Origin of the sequence: Marininema halotolerans (genome assembly GCF_900116235.1) — a bacterium.
Taxonomy (GTDB): domain Bacteria; phylum Bacillota; class Bacilli; order Thermoactinomycetales; family DSM-45169; genus Marininema; species Marininema halotolerans.
Genome location: NZ_FPAA01000006.1, coordinates 173,506 through 196,210 on the forward strand (window position 1 = coordinate 173,506; position 22,705 = coordinate 196,210).

The following is a 22,705-nucleotide window of genomic DNA, read 5'->3' on the forward strand; positions in this document are numbered from 1 at the left end:
GGCCATACAGTGACAATGGTTGGCAGTCAGTCAGGAAAGGCGGAATCACCCAAAACAGAGTATACGGGCTCCGAAATTTTACTTCGGTGCTTGATTGAAGAGCAGGTTGATGTCGTATTTGGCTATCCAGGAGGCGCTGTTCTTCCAATCTATGATTCGCTCTATGAAGGGGGTTTGCGGCATCTTTTGGCTCGTCATGAACAAGGAGCCATTCACGCTGCTGATGGATATGCAAGGGCGACGGGGAAACCGGGTGTGGTGATAGCGACATCGGGTCCAGGTGCGACGAATCTAGTCACGGGAATTGCGACGGCTCAGATGGATTCGATTCCCATGGTCTGTATCACGGGGAATGTATCCCAGGAATTGATGGGTACGGATGCTTTTCAAGAGGCAGACATTATGGGAATTACCATGCCCATCGTCAAACATAGCTACTTGGTTACGGATGTATGTGACCTTCCTCGCATCGTCAAGGAAGCCTTCCATCTTGCAAGTACAGGGCGACCCGGTCCGGTTCTCATCGATATTCCCAAGGATGTGGCTAATGCAAGAGACACCTTTCACTATCCAAAGGGCGTCTCCATTCGTGGCTATCAGCCAACATCAAGTGCCCACCCCTTGCAGTTAGCACGGCTTCGAGAAGTGATTGCAGAAGCAAAAAGGCCAGTGATCCTTGCAGGTGGTGGGGTGGTGACAGCAGGTGCGGAAAAGGAATTGATCACCTTTGCCGAACAAACGCAAATTCCTGTCATTACGACCTTGATGGGGCTAGGGGGATTTCCCGGGCAACATCCTTTGTGGTTGGGGATGCCGGGGATGCATGGAACCTATGCAGCGAACCATGCACTCTTGGAAACCGACCTCTTGATTGGAATCGGAGCTCGCTTTGATGATCGGGTCACCATGGGGCGTCTTGATAAATTTGCAACAAAGGCGAAAATTGTGCACATGGATATCGATCCCGCTGAGATTGGAAAAAACGTCAACACATTTATTCCCATCGTCGGGGATGTGAAAAATGTTTTACAGGCGGCCAATGTCGATTTACCACAAAGTGACTCAGCCGCCTGGATTGAAAAAGTGACGGGCTGGCGAGAGTCTTACCCGCTTTGCTATCGGGATTCCGAAGACCGGTTAAAGCCCCAATGGGTCATACGCCATCTCTATGAAACAACAGGCGGGGATGCCGTTGTAACGACGGATGTGGGACAGCATCAGATGTGGGTGGCACAATATTTCCACTTTGCACGTCCGCGTTCTTTTATCTCATCGGGAGGACTCGGTACGATGGGGTTTGGCTTTCCCGCCGCCCTGGGTGCACAACTCGCTACACCAGAACAGCTGGTGATCAGTGTTACCGGGGATGGCGGTTTTCAAATGACCAATCAAGAATTGGCTGTAGCTAGCTTGGCCAATATTCCGGTGAAAGTTGTCATTATCAACAATCAAAATCTTGGCATGGTACGCCAATGGCAAGAGGTTTTTTACCATAAACGGTACAGTGAAGTGGATCTATCGGGGAGTCCCGATTTCGTGAAATTGACCGAAGCATACGGAGTGAAGGCTTGGCGCGCAAAAACGAAGGAAGAGGCAATTACCGCATGGGCGGAGGCGTTGGCCCATCCGGGTCCCGCAGTTGTTGATTTTTGGGTGGCCCCTGATGAAAATGTCTATCCGATGGTCGCTCCAGGGAAAGGGCTCGATGAAATGATCATGGGAGATGAAAAAGCGTGAGACATGTCCTATCAGTTCTAGTCAATGATCAACCCCGTGTACTGGCTCGGGTATCCACACTATTGGGGCGTCGTAATTTCAATATTGAGAGTATTAGTGTGGGAGAATCTGAAGAAAAAGGGTTGTCACGGATGGTGATCGTGACTCACGGGGATGAACGAACGATGGAGCAGGTGCAAAAACAACTTCACAAGTTGATTGATGTGATTAAAGTGCATGATTTGTCGAATCATCCTGCAGTTGAGCGAGAGCTCCTCTTGATTAAGGTGGAAGCTGGACCCGCGGCGCGTATGGAGATATCGGGAGTGGTTGAGCCCTTTCGTGCGGCAGTGGTCGATGTAGGCTCGCAGAATATGATGGTGCAGGCCACGGGGGAACGGGCGAAATTAGATGCATTGATTGAGTTACTTCGCCCCTATGGAATTAAAGAGATCGCTCGGACCGGCGTGACCGCCCTCTCACGAAGCATGGTGCAGGGAAACAGTTAAAAAGATGATGCAAGGAACTTCGATGAAAAATATCCACTTATAGGGGGAATGGAACATGGCAACAGTCTATTACGCAAAGGACGCAGATCTCAAGCAATTAGCAGGTAAGACGGTAGCGATCATCGGGTATGGTAGCCAAGGTCATGCACAAGCACAAAACCTACGGGATAGTGGTGTGCAAGTTGTAATCGGATTACGCAAAGGGAAGTCCTGGGAGAAAGCTGAAAAGGATGGATTTATAGTATTGGAAGTAGCTGAAGCTGTGAAAAGATCCGAGGTAATCAACCTTTTGATGCCAGATGAAACGATGGCACAGGTGTATAAAGAAGAAGTTGAACCGAATCTAAAGCCCGAAGCGGCTCTCCTATTCTCCCATGGATTTAATATTCATTTTAATCAGATCCAGCCACCTCCTCATATCGATGTTGCCTTAATTGCACCCAAAGGACCCGGTCACTTAGTACGGCGGGTCTATACAGAAGGGTTTGGCGTCCCAGGGTTGATTGCTATTCATCAAGATGCGAGTGGATCTGCAAAAGCGATTGGTTTAGCCTATGCCGAGGGGATTGGGGCAACGCGTGCCGGTGTGATTGAAACGACATTTAAAGAAGAAACCGAAACGGATTTGTTTGGTGAGCAAGCGGTACTTTGTGGTGGGGCGAGTGAACTCGTGAAAAAAGGGTTTGAAACCCTAACGGAAGCAGGGTATCAACCAGAAATTGCGTATTTTGAATGTCTTCATGAACTGAAGTTGATCGTGGACCTCATGTATGAGGAAGGGCTTGCAGGAATGCGGTATTCCATTAGTGACACGGCGGAGTACGGGGATTATGTCAGTGGGAAACGTGTGGTTGGCGATGCTTCCAAAGCAGCAATGAAGGAAGTGCTTAAGGAAATTCAAGATGGTACCTTTGCTCAACAATGGATTACCGAAAATAAAAATGGTCGTCAAGAGTTTACGAGGATTCGGAAAGAAGAAGGGGAGCACCTGTTAGAAACCACTGGAGAAAAACTAAGGGAAACAATGGCTTGGATCAATCAAAAACAGAGTGTTAAAGCCTGAACGACAAACTCTTAGCAGGCTCTCGCAGTCCCTGGGATGAAAACGAAGGAGGCTTGACTCGCTCCCAACTTGAGCAGGGTTTCGTAACTTCGGTAAACAGTTTAACAAAAATCGGAAGGAGGATGCGGCATGAGTAGTCGAACCGTCCAATTTTTTGATACGACCCTACGCGATGGGGAGCAATCCCCTGGTGTGAACCTCAATGTAGAAGAGAAGGTGGAGATCGCTCTACAACTTGAAAAATTGGGCATTCAAGTGATTGAAGCAGGATTTGCCGCCTCCTCTGCCGGCGATCGTGAAGCGGTAAGGAGGGTTGGGGAAGCGGTTCACACCCCGATTGTTGTCAGTCTGGCTCGCGCTGTGGATGTCGATATTGATGCGGCTTGGGATGCGTTAAAAACGGCAACAAACCCAGGGGTCCATATTTTTTTAGCCACCTCGCCCATTCATCGGCAGTATAAGCTCAACATGACCAAGGAGGAGATTTTAAATCAGGTGGAGGCGGCTGTCCGCTATGCAAAGCGATTCTTCCCCCATGTTGAATTTTCTCCAGAGGATGGCGGACGTACGGAGCTGGATTTTCTGTGCCAAGTTGCCGAACGAGTCATTGAAGCGGGTGCGGATGTCTTAAATATTCCAGATACGGTAGGATACCTTTCTCCCCAGGAGTATGGGAATATCTTTCGGCATTTAAAGTCCCATGTAAATGGAATCGAAAAGGTAAAACTATCGGCACACTGTCATGATGACTTGGGTATGGCGACAGCTAATACATTGGCAGCCATTGAAGCCGGTGTGGAACAAGTAGAGGGGACAATCAATGGCATTGGTGAACGTGCTGGAAACGCTGCGCTTGAAGAGGTTGCAATGGCTTTGGCCACCCGCTCAACCTATTATGGTGTGAAGACGAATCTTCAATTGGCGGAAATTGCTCGCACGAGCCGGATTGTCTCGAAGATGACGGGGATGTTTGTTCCAGGAAATAAGGCGGTTGTCGGTGCGAATGCATTTGCCCATGAGTCTGGGATCCATCAAGATGGCATGTTAAAGCATGCATCTACTTATGAAATCATGCGCCCAGAGACGGTGGGACAGGCGGATACACGGCTTGTATTAGGGAAGCATTCTGGTCGCCATGCTTTCCGCGATAAACTGGTGCAATTGGGTTATGCCTTTAATGATCAGCAGATTAATCATCTCTTTCACCGGTTTAAAGAACTGACTGATCGGAAGAAATTGATTGAAGATGATGATCTGGTTTCCCTTGTCGAAGAACGGATCGGTGACGAAGAAGAAGTGTACTCCTTTGAAACGGTACAGGTAGCTTATGGTAATCAATCCGTGCCAACGGCATCGCTACGAATTAAAGATAACCGAGATCAACGCCTACTCGAAGAAGCAGCCTGTGGAAATGGCTCCGTCGATGCCATCTTTAAAGCGATCGATCGCATCACCAATGAAGCTTGGCACCTTGAGGATTATCGCATTGTGTCCGTGACGCACGGAAAGGATGCGCTGGGTGAGGTATACGTAAAGCTTTCGGATGGAGAAGAGAGCACGGTTCAAGGAAGAGGGGTATCGACGGATGTGTTAGAGGCAAGTGCACGTGCCTATATACATGGGGTCAATCGCTTACTCGCTCGGCGAAATCGTGAGAAACAACCCGCTGGAGTTGGATCAATAAGTGGGTAATGAAGGGGAAGGAGTGATCAAGATGACAAGACCGAAGCGTATCGCAGTACTACCTGGAGATGGAATTGGTCCGGAAATCGTGGAAGAAGGGGTCAAAGTGATGAAAGCGGCTGGAGAGCGCTTCGGTTATCACTTTGAGATTGACTTTGGATGGATAGGCGGTTCCGCGATTGATCGCTTGAAAAATCCATTGCCACAAGAGACGTTAACCTTGTGTCATCAAGCGGATGCTGTATTGCTCGGTGCTGTTGGGGGACCTCGTTGGGATCAACATCCTCCTGCATTACGACCTGAAAAAGCCCTTCTCGGATTACGAAAAGAGCTGGATTTGTTTGCTAATTTACGACCTACCACTCTTTTCCCAGGGTTAGAGGACAGCTCTACCTTAAAGCCGGAAGTGCTAAAAGGCGTTGATTTTCTGGTGGTGAGAGAGTTAACTGGTGGGATTTACTTTGGTGAAAAGTTTACCGAAGATACACCGGCAGGAGAGAAGGCAACGGATACGTTAGTTTATTCGGAGACAGAGGTAGAACGCATTCTCCGCCGTGCCTTTGACATTGCGCAACTTCGTGGTAAAAAAGTGACCTCCGTCGATAAAGCCAATGTACTTGAAAGTTCTCGATTGTGGCGAAAAGTGGCCGATCGGGTAGCGAAGGATTACCCGGATGTCGAACTGACGCACCTCTTAGTGGATAATTGTGCAATGCAAATGATTCGTCGACCAGCAGACTTTGATGTCGTCGTTACTGAAAATATGTTTGGGGATATTCTGAGTGATGAGGCGGCGATTCTTACGGGCTCCATCGGTCTTCTTCCTTCTGCAAGTCTGGGTGAGGGTCATCAAGGGTTGTATGAGCCGGTACATGGTTCAGCCCCCGATATCGCAGGGCAAGGGGTAGCTAATCCGATTGCAACGATCCTTTCCGTTGCACTGATGTTCCGCTACTCCTTTCATGATGACACCGTTGCCAAGGCGATTGAGGGAGCCGTAACCGATACCCTTGCTTCTGGAGCGCGGACGATGGATCTGGTCTCGACAGGTAGATTGGCTTACTCGACGGAGGAATTCGGGGATAAGGTGGTCGAAGCGCTTAACAAGTATCAACCCGACCCTACTCTGCCAGTAGAAGCGATGATGTAGTGGATCCTTGTAAGATGGATAAGTGAGATGCAAGACTGCGGAAGGTGTATGGATGGGAGATCCGCAGTCTTTTCATTTCATAAAAAAGTGGTTTATAAATCATGAATTAACGGAATAATAAGAATTATAAACCCAAGTGATCGGATAGAAATTGGGAGAAAGGGAGATGCTCTGTGGCGATAAATGAAGGGTGGCTAGCTCACCTCCATGCCTTGAATGCTTTGGAAAGGCTGTATCATGAGTATTGGGATTTGGATTTAGCGGAAAAAGTACGCAGTGAATTAGCGCGGAGTGTGGATCTGCTCGGTTCCCATGTAGACAAAGTGCCATGTCCTTGTGGGGATACCCGTGAAGATGTAACCTTTTATCGATCGCTCCTCCGACATGCGGAAGCATCTGTAGCAGAGCGAAATCTTTTTCCTCTACCCTTGGTACAAGAGGCACTGACTCACCATTTCACCCATAAAAGCGAAAAACATCGTTGTATCGGGCGACTAATTGGGCGGGAGCATGATTGGGTGAAAGGGATGGAAACAGGTTGAGGTGAATGATTAAAGAAGAAAAAGAGGGAGGCGATGAATCCTCCTTCTTTTTCTTCTTTATAAAGGTCATCCAATTGGAAACAAATTCTATCTTATGGGATAGCAATCTATATTTTTCAAGGGATTGAGTGTGGATCACTTTCTGCGGAAGCGTTTTCAATATAGTTTGTATCGAGTATAATGAAGAATAGAATATACTACAGATCAAGAGAGGTGGGAATGGGCGATGATGAATGTGCCTTTGTTGATTTCCCCCATGTTGGAACGGGCGGAACGCGTGTTTCCGAAAAAAGAGATCGTTTCCTGTACCCCTTCGGGAATTCACCGGCAAACTTATGCACAGATGGGTGAGCGGACACGAAAGCTGTCTGACGCACTGCAAAAACTAGGTGTAAAACAGGGAGATCGAGTCGGTACCTTAGCCTGGAACCACTATCGCCACTTAGAAGCCTATTTTGCGATTCCATCGATGGGAGCCGTTCTTCATACCATCAATTTGCGACTCTCTCCTGAACATCTTGCCTATGTCATTAACCATGCAGAAGATCGGATTTTGTTAATTGACGATAGCTTACTTCCACTTATTGAAGCCATTCGTGAGAAATTAACCACCGTCGAAGCCTTCATTATTATGTCAGATCAATCAGAATTGCCAAAAACAACCTTGTCGCCACTGTACTCGTATGAAGATCTCTTATCCGAAGGGGATCCCCATTTTGAATATCCAAAGGACCTTGACGAGAATTCTCCTGCGGGAATGTGCTATACTTCCGCAACCACCGGGATGCCTAAGGGCGTTGTCTACACGCAACGGAGTATTTACCTGCACAGCATGACAGCGGGCTTAGCCGATACCATTGGTTTGTCTGAGGGAGATACCTGTCTATCCGTGGTACCTATGTTCCATGTAAATGCTTGGGGGCTTCCCTTTGCAGCGACGTGGTTTGGTGCAAAACAAGTCTTACCCGGTCCGATGCTAAAAGCAGAGGTACTCGCTAACTTGATTCAATCGGAGAAGGTTACCGTGACTGGTGGGATACCAACGATTTGGATGGAACTTTTGAAAGAATTAGAGCATAAGACCTATGATCTTTCTAGTCTCCGGATGTTGTTATTTGGCGGATTATCGGCGCCTCCTAGCATGATTCGGGCGTTTGAAGAGAAACATGGCATTCCAGTGGTACATGCTTATGGCATGACCGAGACGAGTCCGATTGTAACGGTCTCCCATTTGAAAAGCTATCAAAAGGATTTGCCCTTAGAAGAACGTTTAGCCATTAAAGCCAAACAAGGGTTAGTTTCCCCGGGTCTAGAAGTTCGTGCCATAGGCTCTGATGGAAAAGAGATTGCCTGGGACGGCAAAGAGATGGGGGAGCTACTGATTCGTGGTCCTTGGATTGCGGATGCGTACTATAAAGGGGATCGTTCGAGTGATGCCTTCCAAGATGGGTGGCTGCATACAGGCGATGTGGTGACCATTGATGAGGAAGGGACGATCAAAGTTGCCGATCGAACCAAAGATTTGATAAAAAGTGGCGGCGAGTGGATTAGTTCGGTGGATCTTGAAAATGGGATTATGTCACACGAAGGGGTATATGAAGCGGCGGTGGTTGGGATGCCCCATGAAAAGTGGCAGGAACGACCCGTTGCTTGTGTCGTGTTAAAAGAGAACTATAAAAATAAGGTTTCGGAAGAGAACATTATCGATTTTTTGAAACCACAAGTTGCGAAATGGTGGTTACCTGATGAAGTGATTTTTATGGATGAATTGCCTAAATCCACCGTTGGGAAGTTTTTGAAACGTGCCTTACGGGAACAACTAGAGCATCGGCTTTCCAAGTAAAGGGCTTCAACGTGAAGCAGGGAGATAAAACAACGCCCCCGATAAAGGGGCGTTGTTTTATTTTTTGAAAAAGCGACTCGATTACGGAGGGGTTTCGATGGTTTATACCTATGCCGTTACTCAGGACGGGGAAGCACTTCATGACATCCAATTATCGCAATTAAAAGAAGACCACATTCAGTGGTATTGGGTAGACTTTGCCAAACCATCAGCGGATGAGACGCAGTTATTAGCGGACTTTTTTGATTTTCATCCCCTCGCGATTGAGGACTGTCTTCATCGACTTCAACGGCCTAAAATGGACTATTATCACGATCATGTTTTTCTTATCGTCCATGATGTACATCCGGATACCCTAGAGCCAGAGGAAGTGAATCTTTTTGTAGGTGAAAATTTTATTGTCACTTTTCATCTGCATGGCTCTGAAGAACTAGCAGAAACTAGGGCACGTGTATGGAGGGAGAAGGATCCTTCAGTGCTAAACCCCAGCGTGATTGCCCATCGGATTATGGATAAGATTGTGGATACGTTATTTCCTGTGATCCATAAGATTGAAGATCGCTTGGATGAATTGGACAGCCGGCAGGAGGTCTCTACACCTGAATTAATTGACGAGGTATTTGATATACGAAGTGAACTGATCCGCCTTCGTCACAGCGTAATCCCGATGCGAGATCTTTTGTATCGCATTATTAACTCCAGGCGATTTATGCAAAACGATGAACGTCGTTTTTATTTTAGTGATATTCATGATCACTTAGTGAAGCTAGCTCATATGATTGACTCCAATCGGGAGATGACGGCGGATATTCGTGATAGTTACCTATCTCTCAACTCCTTCCGAATGAACCGGATCATGAAAACCCTAACGGTCATCACGGTGATATTTATGCCCCTCACCTTTTTAGCAGGGGTTTATGGCATGAATTTTGTGTATATGCCCGAGTTACACAACCGAGAGGGATATTTTATTGTTCTTGGCGTCATGGTACTGCTTGCCTTAAGTCTGACGCTCTGGTTTAAAAGTAAAGGTTGGTTTAATTAAGGTTTCCTTACGCTAAAAGGCCCCACACACCTGTAATGACGGTGATGTGGGGCCTTTTCAATACGATTACAAATTCGTTATGGAGGATCTTGTTTTTGCGCTACTCGGTTGATTCTTCAACATAGGAGCTCCGATTAAGACCGAGCTGATCAATAAAACAGAGGCGACCAGGTAGACGGATCGGGCGCCAAAGTGATCCGCGATGGCACCGTTGATTACGACACCGAGGCCAAATATTCCATACATCAAGGTCCCATGAGCGGAAAAGGCCTTAGGGAGAACATCAGCAGGAATCGCTTGTTGAAAAAGCGTTTGTTGTGTTATATCACGCAATTGGTAACAGGGACCCATCAAGACGCAAAGCGCAAGGGATACGAACGGATAGGGGACGAGGGCGAATAAGAGTACTAAAAAGCTATTGCACGTCGAACCGATAAGCATCCCAATGGCGAGTCGGTGAGCCAATAGACGCGAAAGGGCAAGGATTAGTACGCCTCCCAATACTGTGCCCAGTAAATAACTGGTGTTCATCCACGACCACCAGATGGATCCGCGATGGAGAACCTCTTTGACAAAGACCAACATGATTGCACCGACCCAGATCGAGCTGGCGACTGTCTCAATCGCATCCATCCAGGTAATTCGACGTAGGCTGGGATTGTGTAGGATCATCAACCAACCTTGTTTCAGGGTCTGCCAGCGCGAAGGGGTTGTTGTCGCATCAATCGATGGACTTTTCGGAACACGCACGGGTGCTAGGGCAAGGCAGGAAATCGAGAAGAGGATGACACACCCCCATAAAAGGGTGTCGCTTCCCATCCATGTGACAAGGAGACCGCCGCTGGCCCATCCCAAAAGCATGACGGTTTGATCCGTGGTTGCCAGCCAGCTATTTCCCCGCATAAGCAAGTCCGATGGAATCAGCTGGGGTAATAAGGCGTTTCTTGTCGGTGTGGTCCATCCATCTAAAAAGGAGATACATAAAACGAGCAACAGACTATAGAGTGGGTGTAACTTTCCACTTGTCATGATTGCAAGAATAGCAAGGAGCATGGTTTGCCCCAATTGGGAGACCAATAGAATCCGGTGTAATCGCCATCGTTCAAATAAAAGGGGAGCAATGAATCCTCCTAGCATCATCGCTCCCATCCGGACAAGGGGAAAGGATGCGGCCATGGTCGCAGAACCGCTCATCGTGTATAACATCGTCACCATGGCAATCGTGTATAAGGAATCCGCAAGATTAGCGATTCCTTGACCGATCCAGAGTGCATAAAACGGGGGTGGGAACTTGTTCATCGTTGCTCTCCTATTGATCGCAGTATTTGATTGTATGAGGTTTTTATATATCAGCGATTAATAGGGATCACACGGGTCGATTCCGCCCTTTCATGCAAGGTATCCTTACTGTAACACAAATTTTTTGGCGAAGAGAGGTTTAATGATTTTCATATCAGGAAAAATATCATACAAACTTGTGCGGGAGGGTGTTATGATGGCGAAGATTTTAATCTTAACGGGGGATGCTGTTGAGGCGTTGGAGGTATTCTACCCATACTATCGCTTGCTTGAAGAAGGACATGAAGCCGTGATTGCTTCACCAACAAAGAAAAAATTACAAACCGTGGTTCATGATTTTGAACCTCACCTCGATACCTTTACAGAAAAACAAGCCTATGGCTTAGAGAGCCATCTCTCCTTCGATGAAATTAACCCAACGGATTACGATGGATTGATTATACCTGGGGGGCGTGCTCCAGAGCATATTCGGATGCATGGAAAATTGCCAGATATCGTGCGGCATTTTTTTACGACAAATAAGCCAGTAGGAGCCATCTGTCATGCGACGTTAGTGTTTAATGTCGTTCCCGATGTATTGAAAGGACGGTCCCTCACGGCCTTTTCAAATTGTCGCCCGGAAGTAGAGGCAACTGGAGCGCGATACGTTGAGGAAACTCTTCACACCGATGGGAATTTGGTTTCAGGTCACGCTTGGCCTGATCTACCTGGGTTTATGAGGGAGTTCCTACGCCTCCTATAAATCATTAAAGAGTGGGGGATACAGAAAAACGCTCGCGATTTGCGGGCGTTTTTTCATGGGAATTAGGGCATTTATCCATACCGGAATGGTTCTTTATACATACCCTATACCGAGCGCCTGTGTGGGGGGAGAGGAGGTGGAAGTCGATGACTAAAGCAGAAACCAGCGGTGGTTATTTTGGTTATGCCAGAGGAGGGTGGTACCCTGGCCTCTGGATTGCAATTGCAGTAATCGTCATCCTCTTGATCTTCTTCGCATGCTTCTGGTGGTGGAGTGCCTTGGGTGGCGGTCCATATTATTAAATCATTGCTAGTGGAAGCCCCTTAACGGTGGGATTCACTGGTGGGAAAGGAGGATCGGGATGTTACGGCCATGGTTAACAAAGGGTCCCGAGAATTGGTTGGGAGAGATTTTTAACCAAATGGAACAACTCTCCCTTCAGTTAGAACACAATCGAATACGGGGAGATCTCTACCAGAAAAATGGGAAGGTCGTTGTGATGATGGAGATTCCAGGGCTGCAGGACCGACATGAAATCGATGTGCGTGTGGAAGACCAGATCCTGATCGTTCGAGGAACCACAGGGTCGGGTTCATCGACAACAACATCAGTGGAGGAATCCAGTTTTATCTATGAGATGCTTCTCCCAACAAAAGTCGAAGTATCCAAGATGGAAACGGTTATCAATCCCACTGAGCGCTTGTTGACGATCCGCCTTCCAGTCCTGTGAATGGAACACCGTCAAGGTTTAATTAAGTAAAGCCCGGAACTAACCGGGCTTTACTTATGTGTTGATGGTTTGCATCCATTCGTAAATTGTGAATGAGGAATAAGGAGTGGCGCTTATGATAAGATAGCAAGAGTGAACAATTAGCACTTAAAACCGGAATGGTTTTGTGGTTAGGAAGAGGTGGATGGAATGGTGGAAAAATCATGGAGTAGGTTGAAACAATCCTTAGCAGAATTGGCGAATGTTGCTGGCCCCCCCGGGCATGAAAGAGCCACCAGGGAAGTGATGGAGCGGCAGATGGCCCCCTTTGCGGATGAAATTTCTCAGGATCATTTGGGAAGTGTGATTGCACGGCAAGGAAGTGAGGGTCCTCGCATCATGATCGCCGGTCACCTGGATGAAGTCGGCTTTATGGTGACACGAATTACTCGTGAAGGGTACCTTCACTTTCGAGCATTAGGTGGTTGGTGGAGTCCTGTCGTCACCGCGCAACGGGTAGAAGTGATGACGAAAAAGGGGAAAGTGCTAGGGGTCGTGGGTTCTAAACCTCCACACTTGATGTCTTTGGAACAACGGAAAAAGGTAACGCCGTTGGATGATCTTTTTATTGATATTGGGGCATCCAGTGAAGAAGAAGTGGAATCCTGGGGAGTACAACTGGGTGATGTAGTGGTACCCTATTCACCATTTACCGAGATGAACAATCCGAAGTATTGGTTAGCCAAAGCCATGGATAATCGGTTAGGTTGTGCAGTAACAGTGGAAGTTCTTCGTCGCCTAGAATCGATCGATCATCCCAATGCTGTTTTTGGAGTGGGGACTGTGATGGAAGAAATCGGTCGCAGGGGCGCCTATACGGCTACTGCAGTTGTAAAACCCGATATCGGGTTTGCTGTGGATGTAGGGATTGCCTCCACACCAGGTTGTACTCCAGATGAAGCCTCGAGTCATATGGGGGATGGCCCCACATTAGTGCTTTATGATGCGGGGCATATTCCTCATCGAGGGCTTCTTCGCTTGATTCAAGAAACAGCAAAGGAAAAGGGTATTCCGCTTCAATATGAATGGATTAATGGTGGGGCGACTGATGCGAGTCGCATTCATTTACATGGGGAAGGTGTACCGACGGTGTCACTGGGGGTTCCTGCCCGGTATATCCATAGCCATACTTCCTTGGTTCACGAAGATGACACGGAACAATTGGTGGATTTATTGGTGGCTGTGGTACAAAAATTAGATCAAAACATGGTCGATCAGTTGGCAGATGGTACTTATACATAAAATGACATCAAAAGACGGCCCTTCATCGTTGAGGGCCGTTTTTCGATATAAAGGTCCATACCAGTTAAATGATTTTATTGAGCGACAGGAGGCTGAGCCTTATCCCGAGGCATGTGTTCGTGCAAGGTATTTATGAGGCGTTCTTGCTCCGATGCGTCAGAGTTTTTCCAGATCACCTCAAATAAGACACCGAGTCCAGGGAGTAACTTTTCATCTCCACTTTTGATGGAGTCTAGAACCATATCACGTAATTCACTGGCCTCCATGTCTTTAATATTGTGATACACCGCACCACGTATGGGAAAATTCATCAAGTTTCCCTCCTTTCTTCTGGTATTGTTGCCAGGAGTCACCCGGTTCACCCCATTTGTCTGGACGAATTCTCTGGTAAGTGCTGGAGAAGCGTATTTGATGGATCGAGAGATTGATAGTTCGGTGTGATATAATGTAAATCAATGAAGTACCGTTAGAAAACCGATTCAACAACAAGTCGGATGCGTAATATAAAATGATCGATCATTGATCTGAATGGATCGAGATAAGAACGAAAACGGTTGATTGGGATGAACCGAATCGAGATGAAGGATCTTATGTACATATGAGGAGGATAAGGCGTAACGCTTATGGAAATCCGAAAAATTAGTTCCGCACGGAATGATCGCGTGAAACACTGGCGTAAGCTAAGTACACGAAAAGGAAGAGATGAGTATGGCTCCCTTTTGATTGAAGGGATTCATCTGTTAGAGGAAGCCGTGCGTGCAGGTTGGTCTGTTCGTTCGGTGATTATACCGGAAGAAGGAACGGAGATCCTTAACCGATTGCCTAAACTGGAGGGTGTACCGGTCTATTCACTTCTTGATTCCACCTTCCGTCAAGTGGTGGAGACACAAGCTCCTCAGGGTGTTGCAGCGGAAGTAGGAATGGCTCTTGAGCGTGGCCCTTTTCAACCAGAGGCAAATAATCGGGTATTGCTATTGGATGCGATTCAGGATCCAGGTAACTTGGGTGCGATCCTACGGACAGCAGAAGCCGCTGGGGTACGAGATGTATGGTTGGGTTCAGGTACTGTGGATCCTTATAATCCTAAGGTAGTTCGTTCTGCGATGGGCTCTCTATTTCGGACACGAATTCGGCGAGTGGATCTTAAGAAGGCGATTCCTGATTTGCAAGAACTGGGTTACACCGTGATCGGGACGAGTCCACGTGCAAACAAAAGTCATTTTGCCTTTGATTACCCGGATCGCGTAGCGATCCTTTTAGGAAATGAGGGGAAGGGCATTTCCCCCGTCATTGGTGCCTTGGCAGATACCAATGTACGTATTCCCATGCCCGGGGAAGTAGAATCCCTGAATGTATCGGTAACAGCGGGAATTTTATTGTATGAACTTGTGCGTCAAAGCGAGGATTCCCCTTAAGGTCCCCATTGCATTGCGTAAGGGTTTTCGCTATACTATGGAGCACAACTGTTATAATGATTGGCGTTGAAGGAGAAGAGTACTACAAATCGCCCCACCAGGGAGAAGGTGTCATGACTGGAAGCACCTTTAGGTGTGCGATTGTAGGAAGTTCGCTCTGGAGCTGTGCCTCGAACCCAGGTTTGGATCTGGCAGTAAAGGTGACCGGTTCATACCGTTATCGTTGAAGGAGTGGGGCTATTCCAGGCATCGGGTGCTTGGATGGCCCAACCAGGGTGGTACCACGAATCTCTCGTCCCTCGGACGTGGGGTTTTTTTATTTTAAAGAGGAAAAATGAGGAGGCTTGACGGGTATGCGTGAACGGTTAGAAGCATTGAGAAAAGAAGCAGAAGTGGCAATCCAAGCTGCTGATGACTTGGAACAATTACGTGACTTGCGCGTGCAATATCTCGGGAAAAAGGGTGAATTAACCGCGGTTCTTCGTGGAATGAAGGATGTATCAGCAGAGGACCGTCCTGTCATTGGGGGACTCGCTAACGAGATTCGCAGCCAGATTGAAAATCTGTTGGCAGAAAAAGAGACGGCAGAACGGGAAGCAGCGTTAGAAAAACGCCTAGCGGCTGAGGCGATTGATGTGACATTAGCAGCCCGTCCCCAACCCTTAGGTGGTATGCATCCCATTACGGCCGTTGTTGAACAGATCGAAGATATTTTTACAGGAATGGGGTTTGTTGTAGCAGAAGGGCCTGAAGTTGAAACGGATCGGTATAATTTTGAAGCCCTTAACCTCCCCCAGGATCACCCCGCTCGTGATATGCAGGATTCCTTTTATATCACGCCAGAGATTTTGCTTCGTACCCACACCTCTCCGGTTCAAGTACGCACGATGGAAGAAAAGGAAGGTCAAGTTCCTGTGAAAATTATTTGCCCTGGGAAGGTGTACCGGCGGGATGACGATGATGCTACCCATTCCCATCAATTTTATCAAGTGGAAGGTTTAGTAGTGGATCGTGGGATTGCAATGAGCGAACTGCATGGTATTTTGGCTGCCTTTGCTGAGAAAATGTTTGGCATGGCACTTGAAACGCGTCTACGTCCAAGCTACTTCCCCTTCACGGAACCGAGCGTTGAAATGGACATCTCTTGTATTAAGTGTAGCGGTAAAGGGTGTCGCATGTGTAAACAGACCGGATGGATCGAAATTTTAGGTGCAGGAATGGTTCATCCCCGTGTATTGGAAGGGGCGGGTTACGATTCGGAACGGTATACTGGGTTTGCCTTTGGTATGGGACCTGACCGAATCGCTCTACTCAAGTATGGTATTGATGATATTCGCCACCTCTATACCAATGACTTAAAATTCCTACGTCAATTTCAATCCGTATAAGAGATAAAGGGGGAAGTAGCGATGCTAGTATCATATCGATGGTTACAAAAATACGTCGACCTTAAGGAGACGACACCCGCTCAATTGGCAGAAGCGTTGACGCGTGGTGGAATTGAGGTGGATGTGATTGAAAATCGGGATGGTGGCGTAGAAAAAGTCATCGTAGGCGAGGTAGTCGGAATGGAGCCACACCCCGATGCGGATAAGTTACGCGTTTGTTCAGTAGATGTGGGTACCGATGAACTGCTGCAAATCGTATGTGGAGCAGCCAATGTTGCACCCGGACAAAAAGTACCAGTCGCGATCCATGGTGCAAAGTTACCGGGCGGAATAAAAATCAAAAAATCAAAGTTGCGGGGCGTTCCTTCCCAAGGAATGATCTGTTCAGCAAAGGAATTGGGTTTACCTGAAAAATTACTGCCGAAGGAACAGCAAGAGGGAATTTTGGTACTTCCTGATGAGGCTGGTATCGGGACCGATGTAAAAGAGATATTAGGGCTAAATGATCATGTATTGGAACTGGATCTAACACCCAACCGATCCGATTGTCTGAGTATGACCGGTGTGGCCTATGAAGTCGCTGCGTTGCTGGACCGAGAAGTAAGCCTACCCCAATCGAAAGAAGCAGCAACCAAGGGTGAAAAGCCGTTAGAACTGGTGTTAGATGCGGAGGATGACTGCCCCTTTTATGCAGCACAGGTCGTTGAAGGACTGCAAGTCGCCCCATCCCCTCAATGGATGCAAAATATCTTGCTTGCCTCAGGCATTCGACCCATCAATAATATTGTTGACATCACAAACTATGTGATGTTAGAAATGGGTCAACCCTTACATGCATTTGATTATGACCAAGTGACAGATGGGGAGATTGTGGTACGTCGGGCTCATCCTGGTGAACAGGTAGTAACATTGGATGGTGTAACACGGGCATGTGATGCGGAAACCTTACTGATTACGGATGGAACACAGCCCATAGGAATTGCGGGTGTGATGGGTGGAGCTAATTCAGAGGTGAAGGAGACGACAACCACCCTTTTGTTGGAGTCGGCCTACTTTGCGCCCCCTTCTATCCGGAAAGCGGCCCGTAAATTGGGGCTTCGCTCCGAAGCGAGTAGCCGATTTGAAAAGGGAGTCGATCCAGAACGGATCATTCCAGCATTAAATCGGGCTGTTGAGCTCCTCGGTGAATATGCTTTAGGTAAACCGGCGTCCAATGTGAAAACCCAATCCCTTGGTGGAAGCAATGAGGTTACCGTCACCCTGCGTCATGAGCGATTAATTGGTGTTCTTGGGGTGCAGATTCCTGAGGAAGCGGTCCAAGATATTTTCCGCCGACTTCGTTTTCCTATGGAAAAAGGGGATGGAGTCTATCATGTTCAGGTACCTTCTCGTCGTCCTGATATTTCCATCGAAGTGGATTTGATTGAGGAGGTTGCGCGCTTATACGGATACCATCGTATACCGACTACACTTCCATGGGGTCAACAATCTCCTGGCGTGTTGACAGAAGAGCAACGAATTCGCCGTATCATTCGTCGTACATTGCAGGAGGTAGGTCTATTTGAAGTCCTCAACTATAGTTTGACCTCTCCCGCACGGTTGTCTGAAGTGGAATTTCCCCTTGCAACAGGTTACCGACCGATTCGCTTAACCATGCCTATGAGTGATGAGCGGAAGGTTCTACGCACCTGCCTCATTCCTCAATTGATTGAGACCGCAGAGTATAATGTTCACCGACGTGAGGCAGGAGCACAGCTTTTTGAGCTTGGTAAAATCTATTTGAGTGACGAAAAGAAGTTGACGCAACTCCCTGAAGAACGTTGGGAACTGGCGGGTCTTATTACGGGGGAGACGCTTGCGAAACATTGGGATCAAGAAGCACAAAGCCCTGACTTCTTCTCGGTAAAAGGAATTCTCGAACACCTTTTCCTACGGCTTGGGGTGAAGGATGTGTCCATGCGGAGTGCGCGTTATAAAGGCTGGCATCCTGGGCGAACCGCAGAGATTTTGTTAGATGGGACTCCGATTGGTTTGCTGGGTCAATTGCACCCTCAAGTTGAGGAGGCACATGATTTAGGTGAGACCTATGCCTTCCAAGTGGCGGTGGCACCCATAATCACAAAAGTAGAAGGGGTTATCCCTACGGCTCGTCCACTGCCCCGATATCCTGCAGTTACACGGGATTTAGCGCTTGTGGTGGATCAAGAGGTGCCTGTAGCGCAATTGGAAGCGACCATTCGCGAAATCGGTGCCGATTTAGTTGAAAGTGTGACACTGTTTGATATGTTTACTGGCGCGCAAATTGGGGAAGGAAAGAAAAATATTGCCTATGCATTAAATTATCGCGCGGAGGAACGAACGTTGACCGATGATGAAGTAAACCTTCGCCATGATGAAATCGTTGCGCAATTAAGCACCCGTTTTGATGCCAAGTTGCGTCAATAAATTTGAAATCACTTTTCGGGGGCAGGAGGTTCATCTTTCTGGAACGAATTAGGAGGAAGTGGATCTTTTTGGCGGCTGGGGGGATTTGCACACATGAGTAAGAATAAACAAAGTGTAGAGATTTATGGACAGAAATACCATATTGTTGGTAAAGCGAGCCCAAGTTACATGCGTGATGTAGCTCGACAAGTGGACGACAATATGCGTCACATCGCCGAAGGCAATCCCCGCCTCGATACGACGAAACTAGCTGTATTGTCCGCAGTGAACATCACGGATGCGTATATGAAATTGAAACAGGAATATGAAGAGATTATCCATCTGATTGAAGATGAGCACGTGTGATGAAAAGCGAGGGAATTAAATGGGCATCTTAGATTGGATCATCTTGTTGTTAGTTCTCGGTGGAGTGGTGCAAGGATATCGAAAAGGGTTGATTAAGGAAGTAGCATCCCTGATCGGTGTAATACTCGCAGTATACATTGCTTGGAAGTTTAGCGGTGATCTCGCGCCTACTTTGGCAAAGATCGTTCCATTGCCAGACTCTTGGACGGCAGGGGCTGCTGGATTACTTTCACTGGATACGGTTGTATATAGTACACTGGCGTTCATCCTGCTATTTTTCATTACCAAAATGGCAGTTTCTATGATCGCATCCTTTCTCACACAGATCACTCGTGTACCGGTATTATCTCAGTTAAATGGAGTCGGTGGAGCCGCTCTTGGTTTATTAAAAGCTTTCTTAATTACCATGGTGATCGTTAATCTACTTCATTTGGCACCCTGGGAAAATGGAAAAAAAGCAGTGCAGGATTCTGCCCTGGGAAAAGCAATTCTAGATGTTACCCCTGATTTAAAGGATACATGGGTAAAGGATCAAAGCAAGGTATGAGAAAGAACCCCCATTGAGGGGTTTTTTTCACTTTTGGGGAAGATGGAAAGAAGAGAGTGGAGGCAGATATATGGATAATAAAAGGGTAGCAAACATGGTACATGAATTGGCTGATATGATGGAGTTGCAAGGAGAAAACTCCTTTAAGGTGGGAGCATACCGAAAAGCGGCACGCGCCATCGAAAATAGTCGAGTGGCATTGCATGAATTAGAAAAGGGACCGATTGAATTAAATGGGGTGGGCAAAGGAACTGCAGCAGTGATTCAAGAAATTTTGGATACGGGTCAGCTGCAAATGTTACAAGAGTTAAAAGCGGAACTTCCCCCCGAACTCCCTCCGTTACTTAAAATCCCAGGATTAGGGCCGAAGACGGTACATACCTTGTATCAATCGTTAGGGGTTACAGGATTAAACGAGTTAGAAACGGTGATTGAGGAAGGGAAAGTGAAGCAGCTTCCTGGGTTTGGTCCCAAAAAGGAAAAAAATATCGCAGAGGGTATTCGTAAGATGAAGGAACGCCCGGAACGATACCTACTGGTGGACGCGTATAAGGTCGCAGAAATCATCCAGGCGCGTTTACGTGAATGTCCACACGTTCTTCGTGTGGAATTGGGTGGAAGCTTGCGCCGGATGAAAGAGACCGTCAAAGATATTGATGTAGTCGTTGCGACAGAGCATCCCAAGGAGGTTGCTTCGGTTTTGAAAAAGATGCCCGAAGTGGCTGATGTGATAAACGATGGAGATCGCAAAGTTAGTTTACAAGTAGAGATGGAGATCCCCATCCAAGTGGATGTGCGTTTTGTCCTTCCTCATCAATTTATTACGACCCTTCATCATTTTACAGGATCAAAGGAGCATAATGTTCGGGTGCGCCGGCGTGCAAAAACCTTTGGTTGGAAAGTGAGCGAGTACGGGATTTTTGACCCGGAGACAGAGGAAGAACACCCCTTTGAAACGGAGAAGGATTTATATGACCGACTCGATTTACCCTTTATTGCCCCCGAGATGAGGGAGGATCAAGGAGAGTTTGATCGTGATGAAAAGGATCTTCCCAAGCTCCTTACAAATGAAGATTATCAGGGTGATCTTCATATGCACACGCGTTGGAGTGATGGTACAGCTTCCGTCAAAGAGATGGCCCTTACTGCACAGAAGCGGGGGTATCGTTATATTGCAATTACGGATCATTCCCAATCCCTAAAAGTGGCTGGAGGATTGACAGCAGAGGATCTTAAAAAACAGCGGGAAGAAATTAATGCGGTGAATGAGGAGCTTTCTGGTATTACCGTACTTGCAGGGGTCGAAATGGATATTTTACCCAATGGTCAGTTGGATTTTCCTGATGAGGTACTTAAGGAATTGGATTGGGTAATCGCCTCGGTGCACACGGCTTTTCAACAGGATGAAGACACGATTACTAAACGAATGCTACAGGCGATGGAAAACCCATATGTTCATATGATTGCCCATCCTACGGGTCGTCTGCTCAATCGCAGGGAACCGTACCGAGTCGATATGGATCGGGTGTTTCAGTGTGCGAAGGAGACAGGAACCATACTTGAATGTAATTCGAATCCCTATCGGCTGGATCTCAATGATGCGTACTTACGGCGGGCAAAGGAAGAAGGGATCACGATTGCCATTAATACGGATGCTCACTCGCCTCAGGGAATGGAGCTGATTCGATACGGGATTGGAACGGCACGTCGGGGTTGGCTTGAGGCGAAGGATGTCTTAAATACATGGCCGCTTGAGAAAGTATTGAGCCGTTTACAAGCAAAAAAAGAAGGCACGCTCTCTTGAAATATGTGTTGGGAGAAGAGAAGGTTCGATCATGTGAATAGGGGTGGAAAACGATGGGATACTAATCACACATAAACCCCACCTCGAAAGAGAAAGGTTGACACAGTATGTTTAAGCGTAAATGGCTATTTCTCTTCACAATCCTTATCCTAGGAACCTTCATGGTTCCCTCCTTCTCCTATGCGAAGTCGATACCGATCCAACCTGGGAAACCAGCAAAGGCATCAGCGATGCAAGGTACCCTTCGAATGGGATCATCAGGTGGTGAGGTGAGTGAGTTGCAAGCACGCCTCAAGTACCTGGGTTTTTATCAGGGTAAAATTGATGGCCAATTTGATTGGCGAACCCATCGTGCCCTTCGCGCTTTTCAGAATCAATTTAGAGTAGCAGTGGACGGTGTATATGGATTTAAAACAAAGAAATTGTTGCGTGAGGCAACGAAAGGCTGGGCGCCTGGAGTTGAAAACCGCATTTATCACAAAGGTGATCGTGGCGGTTATGTCTATGAATTACAAGGACGATTAAAGTACCTCGACTATTATCGGGGGAAAGTGGATGGCAAATTTGGTGCCCAGACAGATCGTGCAGTAAAAGATTTTCAGTATCGGTTTGGTATGAAAGTGGATGGTGAAGTAGGCGCACGTACCAAGCTGAAGTTGTGGCGAGCTACGCGTGGCTACACAACCGCCAAAAAAGGGGCAACAGCACAACCCTCGAAGATGACGGAAGTAAAGCCAATGAAGGATGTACCTGCTTCCAACAATGGTTTATCACCACAAGATATTGATCTGATTGCAAAAGCGGTGACGGGTGAAGCGCGTGGTGAGCCCTATTCTGGACAAGTTGCAGTTGCTGCGGTGATATTAAACCGGCTGGATAGCAATCAATTTCCGGATAGTCCATCGTCAATTATTTATGAGCCGCTGGCTTTTACGGCGGTCGCAGATGGTCAAATTAATATGGCGCCAGCTTCTAGTTGTAAGCGTGCGGTTTATGATGCTCTCAATGGCTGGGACCCTTCTAATGGGGCACTCTACTACTTTAACCCTGAAACGGCTACCTCAGAATGGATTTGGGGTCGACCGCAGATCAAGAAAATCGGTAAACATATCTTTATGCGTTAACAAGACAACCGACCGACTAAGGTCGGTTTCTTTT

21 protein-coding genes and 1 other annotated feature are annotated in these 22,705 nt (G+C 47.3%); of the genes, 19 read left to right on the top strand and 2 right to left on the bottom strand.

Annotated features, from left to right (window positions below):
• Window positions 1–15 precede the first annotated feature (15 nt).
• The 8 genes from ilvB to corA all read left to right on the top strand — a co-directional run bounded on the left by ilvB (window position 16) and on the right by corA (window position 9,551).
• Window positions 16–1,737, top strand: coding sequence for a biosynthetic-type acetolactate synthase large subunit (gene ilvB / locus CHX35_RS09705; protein ID WP_245838749.1), 1,722 nt, complete (start codon window positions 16–18; stop codon window positions 1,735–1,737).
• Complete coding sequence (gene ilvN, locus CHX35_RS09710) at window positions 1,734–2,225, top strand: acetolactate synthase small subunit (protein ID WP_091836980.1); 492 nt, start codon at window positions 1,734–1,736, stop codon at window positions 2,223–2,225. The genes ilvB and ilvN overlap by 4 nt, the downstream gene beginning before the upstream one ends.
• 55 nt (window positions 2,226–2,280) lie before the next feature.
• A complete protein-coding gene (gene ilvC, locus CHX35_RS09715) occupies window positions 2,281–3,288 on the top strand; it encodes a ketol-acid reductoisomerase (protein WP_091836982.1) in 1,008 nt (335 codons plus the stop codon).
• Window positions 3,289–3,417: 129 nt separating this feature from the next.
• Entirely contained in the window at window positions 3,418–4,980 is a 1,563-nt protein-coding gene (locus CHX35_RS09720; RefSeq protein WP_091836983.1) for a 2-isopropylmalate synthase, read from the top strand.
• A gap of 22 nt (window positions 4,981–5,002) precedes the next feature.
• Complete coding sequence (leuB, locus tag CHX35_RS09725; protein ID WP_091837093.1) at window positions 5,003–6,121, top strand: 3-isopropylmalate dehydrogenase; 1,119 nt, start codon at window positions 5,003–5,005, stop codon at window positions 6,119–6,121.
• Between the two features lie 173 nt (window positions 6,122–6,294).
• Window positions 6,295–6,663, top strand: a complete 369-nt coding sequence (locus CHX35_RS09730) for a hypothetical protein (RefSeq protein WP_091836985.1) — start codon at window positions 6,295–6,297, stop codon at window positions 6,661–6,663.
• A 226-nt stretch (window positions 6,664–6,889) separates the two neighbouring features.
• On the top strand, window positions 6,890–8,506 hold the full coding sequence (locus CHX35_RS09735) for a long-chain fatty acid--CoA ligase (protein WP_091836987.1): 1,617 nt from the start codon (window positions 6,890–6,892) through the stop codon (window positions 8,504–8,506).
• 97 nt (window positions 8,507–8,603) lie between these two features.
• On the top strand, window positions 8,604–9,551 hold the full coding sequence (gene corA / locus CHX35_RS09740) for a magnesium/cobalt transporter CorA (RefSeq protein WP_091836989.1): 948 nt from the start codon (window positions 8,604–8,606) through the stop codon (window positions 9,549–9,551).
• A gap of 66 nt (window positions 9,552–9,617) precedes the next feature.
• Here corA and CHX35_RS09745 read toward each other — a convergent pair whose 3' ends face one another.
• A complete protein-coding gene (locus CHX35_RS09745) occupies window positions 9,618–10,850 on the bottom strand; it encodes an MFS transporter (RefSeq protein WP_091836991.1) in 1,233 nt (410 codons plus the stop codon).
• 193 nt (window positions 10,851–11,043) lie between these two features.
• Between CHX35_RS09745 and CHX35_RS09750 the strand changes: the two genes are divergently transcribed.
• The 4 genes from CHX35_RS09750 (at window position 11,044) to CHX35_RS09760 (ending at window position 13,603) form a co-directional block, all read left to right on the top strand.
• Window positions 11,044–11,592, top strand: a complete 549-nt coding sequence (locus tag CHX35_RS09750) for a DJ-1/PfpI family protein (RefSeq protein WP_091836993.1) — start codon at window positions 11,044–11,046, stop codon at window positions 11,590–11,592.
• A 146-nt stretch (window positions 11,593–11,738) separates the two neighbouring features.
• Window positions 11,739–11,894, top strand: a complete 156-nt coding sequence (locus tag CHX35_RS17550; RefSeq protein ID WP_176392009.1) for a hypothetical protein — start codon at window positions 11,739–11,741, stop codon at window positions 11,892–11,894.
• Window positions 11,895–11,953: 59 nt separating this feature from the next.
• Window positions 11,954–12,322, top strand: coding sequence for an Hsp20/alpha crystallin family protein (locus tag CHX35_RS09755; RefSeq protein WP_091836995.1), 369 nt, complete (start codon window positions 11,954–11,956; stop codon window positions 12,320–12,322).
• A 192-nt stretch (window positions 12,323–12,514) separates the two neighbouring features.
• Window positions 12,515–13,603, top strand: a complete 1,089-nt coding sequence (locus CHX35_RS09760; RefSeq protein WP_245838731.1) for a M42 family metallopeptidase — start codon at window positions 12,515–12,517, stop codon at window positions 13,601–13,603.
• Window positions 13,604–13,677: 74 nt separating this feature from the next.
• On the opposite strand, the gene sspI is transcribed toward CHX35_RS09760, so the two are convergent.
• Entirely contained in the window at window positions 13,678–13,914 is a 237-nt protein-coding gene (gene sspI, locus CHX35_RS09765; RefSeq protein WP_091836998.1) for a small acid-soluble spore protein SspI, read from the bottom strand.
• 312 nt (window positions 13,915–14,226) lie between these two features.
• Between sspI and CHX35_RS09770 the strand changes: the two genes are divergently transcribed.
• The 7 genes from CHX35_RS09770 to sleB all read left to right on the top strand — a co-directional run bounded on the left by CHX35_RS09770 (window position 14,227) and on the right by sleB (window position 22,671).
• The gene (locus tag CHX35_RS09770) at window positions 14,227–15,018 is read left to right on the top strand and encodes a TrmH family RNA methyltransferase (RefSeq protein ID WP_091837000.1); all 792 of its coding nucleotides are present in this window, start codon (window positions 14,227–14,229) and stop codon (window positions 15,016–15,018) included.
• 57 nt (window positions 15,019–15,075) lie between these two features.
• Window positions 15,076–15,321, top strand: a binding site (T-box leader).
• 50 nt (window positions 15,322–15,371) lie between these two features.
• On the top strand, window positions 15,372–16,406 hold the full coding sequence (gene pheS / locus CHX35_RS09775; protein ID WP_091837001.1) for a phenylalanine--tRNA ligase subunit alpha: 1,035 nt from the start codon (window positions 15,372–15,374) through the stop codon (window positions 16,404–16,406).
• A 21-nt stretch (window positions 16,407–16,427) separates the two neighbouring features.
• Window positions 16,428–18,851, top strand: a complete 2,424-nt coding sequence (gene pheT / locus CHX35_RS09780) for a phenylalanine--tRNA ligase subunit beta (protein WP_091837003.1) — start codon at window positions 16,428–16,430, stop codon at window positions 18,849–18,851.
• A gap of 93 nt (window positions 18,852–18,944) precedes the next feature.
• Window positions 18,945–19,196: a cell division protein ZapA gene (zapA, locus tag CHX35_RS09785; RefSeq protein WP_091837005.1), complete on the top strand. Its 252-nt coding sequence runs from the start codon at window positions 18,945–18,947 to the stop codon at window positions 19,194–19,196.
• Between the two features lie 19 nt (window positions 19,197–19,215).
• Entirely contained in the window at window positions 19,216–19,743 is a 528-nt protein-coding gene (locus tag CHX35_RS09790; protein ID WP_091837007.1) for a CvpA family protein, read from the top strand.
• Window positions 19,744–19,813: 70 nt separating this feature from the next.
• Entirely contained in the window at window positions 19,814–21,547 is a 1,734-nt protein-coding gene (gene polX / locus CHX35_RS09795) for a DNA polymerase/3'-5' exonuclease PolX (protein WP_091837009.1), read from the top strand.
• Between the two features lie 107 nt (window positions 21,548–21,654).
• On the top strand, window positions 21,655–22,671 hold the full coding sequence (gene sleB / locus CHX35_RS09800) for a spore cortex-lytic enzyme (protein ID WP_245838734.1): 1,017 nt from the start codon (window positions 21,655–21,657) through the stop codon (window positions 22,669–22,671).
• Window positions 22,672–22,705: the final 34 nt, after the last annotated feature.

Excerpts from the sequence above, each read along its gene's own strand:
- zapA (WP_091837005.1), top strand. The coding sequence starts at position 18,945 with ATGAGTAAGAATAAACAAAGTGTAGAGATTTATGGACAGAAATACCAT.
- pheS (WP_091837001.1), top strand. The coding sequence starts at position 15,372 with ATGCGTGAACGGTTAGAAGCATTGAGAAAAGAAGCAGAAGTGGCAATC.
- CHX35_RS09755 (WP_091836995.1), top strand. The coding sequence starts at position 11,954 with ATGTTACGGCCATGGTTAACAAAGGGTCCCGAGAATTGGTTGGGAGAG.
- CHX35_RS09790 (WP_091837007.1), top strand. The coding sequence starts at position 19,216 with ATGGGCATCTTAGATTGGATCATCTTGTTGTTAGTTCTCGGTGGAGTG.
- polX (WP_091837009.1), top strand. The coding sequence starts at position 19,814 with ATGGATAATAAAAGGGTAGCAAACATGGTACATGAATTGGCTGATATG.
- sleB (WP_245838734.1), top strand. The coding sequence starts at position 21,655 with ATGTTTAAGCGTAAATGGCTATTTCTCTTCACAATCCTTATCCTAGGA.
- pheT (WP_091837003.1), top strand. The coding sequence starts at position 16,428 with ATGCTAGTATCATATCGATGGTTACAAAAATACGTCGACCTTAAGGAG.
- ilvC (WP_091836982.1), top strand. The coding sequence starts at position 2,281 with ATGGCAACAGTCTATTACGCAAAGGACGCAGATCTCAAGCAATTAGCA.
- corA (WP_091836989.1), top strand. The coding sequence starts at position 8,604 with ATGGTTTATACCTATGCCGTTACTCAGGACGGGGAAGCACTTCATGAC.
- sspI (WP_091836998.1), bottom strand. The coding sequence starts at position 13,914 with ATGAATTTTCCCATACGTGGTGCGGTGTATCACAATATTAAAGACATG.
- ilvB (WP_245838749.1), top strand. The coding sequence starts at position 16 with ATGGTTGGCAGTCAGTCAGGAAAGGCGGAATCACCCAAAACAGAGTAT.
- leuB (WP_091837093.1), top strand. The coding sequence starts at position 5,003 with ATGACAAGACCGAAGCGTATCGCAGTACTACCTGGAGATGGAATTGGT.
- CHX35_RS09720 (WP_091836983.1), top strand. The coding sequence starts at position 3,418 with ATGAGTAGTCGAACCGTCCAATTTTTTGATACGACCCTACGCGATGGG.
- CHX35_RS09750 (WP_091836993.1), top strand. The coding sequence starts at position 11,044 with ATGATGGCGAAGATTTTAATCTTAACGGGGGATGCTGTTGAGGCGTTG.
- CHX35_RS09735 (WP_091836987.1), top strand. The coding sequence starts at position 6,890 with ATGATGAATGTGCCTTTGTTGATTTCCCCCATGTTGGAACGGGCGGAA.
- CHX35_RS09770 (WP_091837000.1), top strand. The coding sequence starts at position 14,227 with ATGGAAATCCGAAAAATTAGTTCCGCACGGAATGATCGCGTGAAACAC.
- CHX35_RS09745 (WP_091836991.1), bottom strand. The coding sequence starts at position 10,850 with ATGAACAAGTTCCCACCCCCGTTTTATGCACTCTGGATCGGTCAAGGA.
- CHX35_RS17550 (WP_176392009.1), top strand. The coding sequence starts at position 11,739 with ATGACTAAAGCAGAAACCAGCGGTGGTTATTTTGGTTATGCCAGAGGA.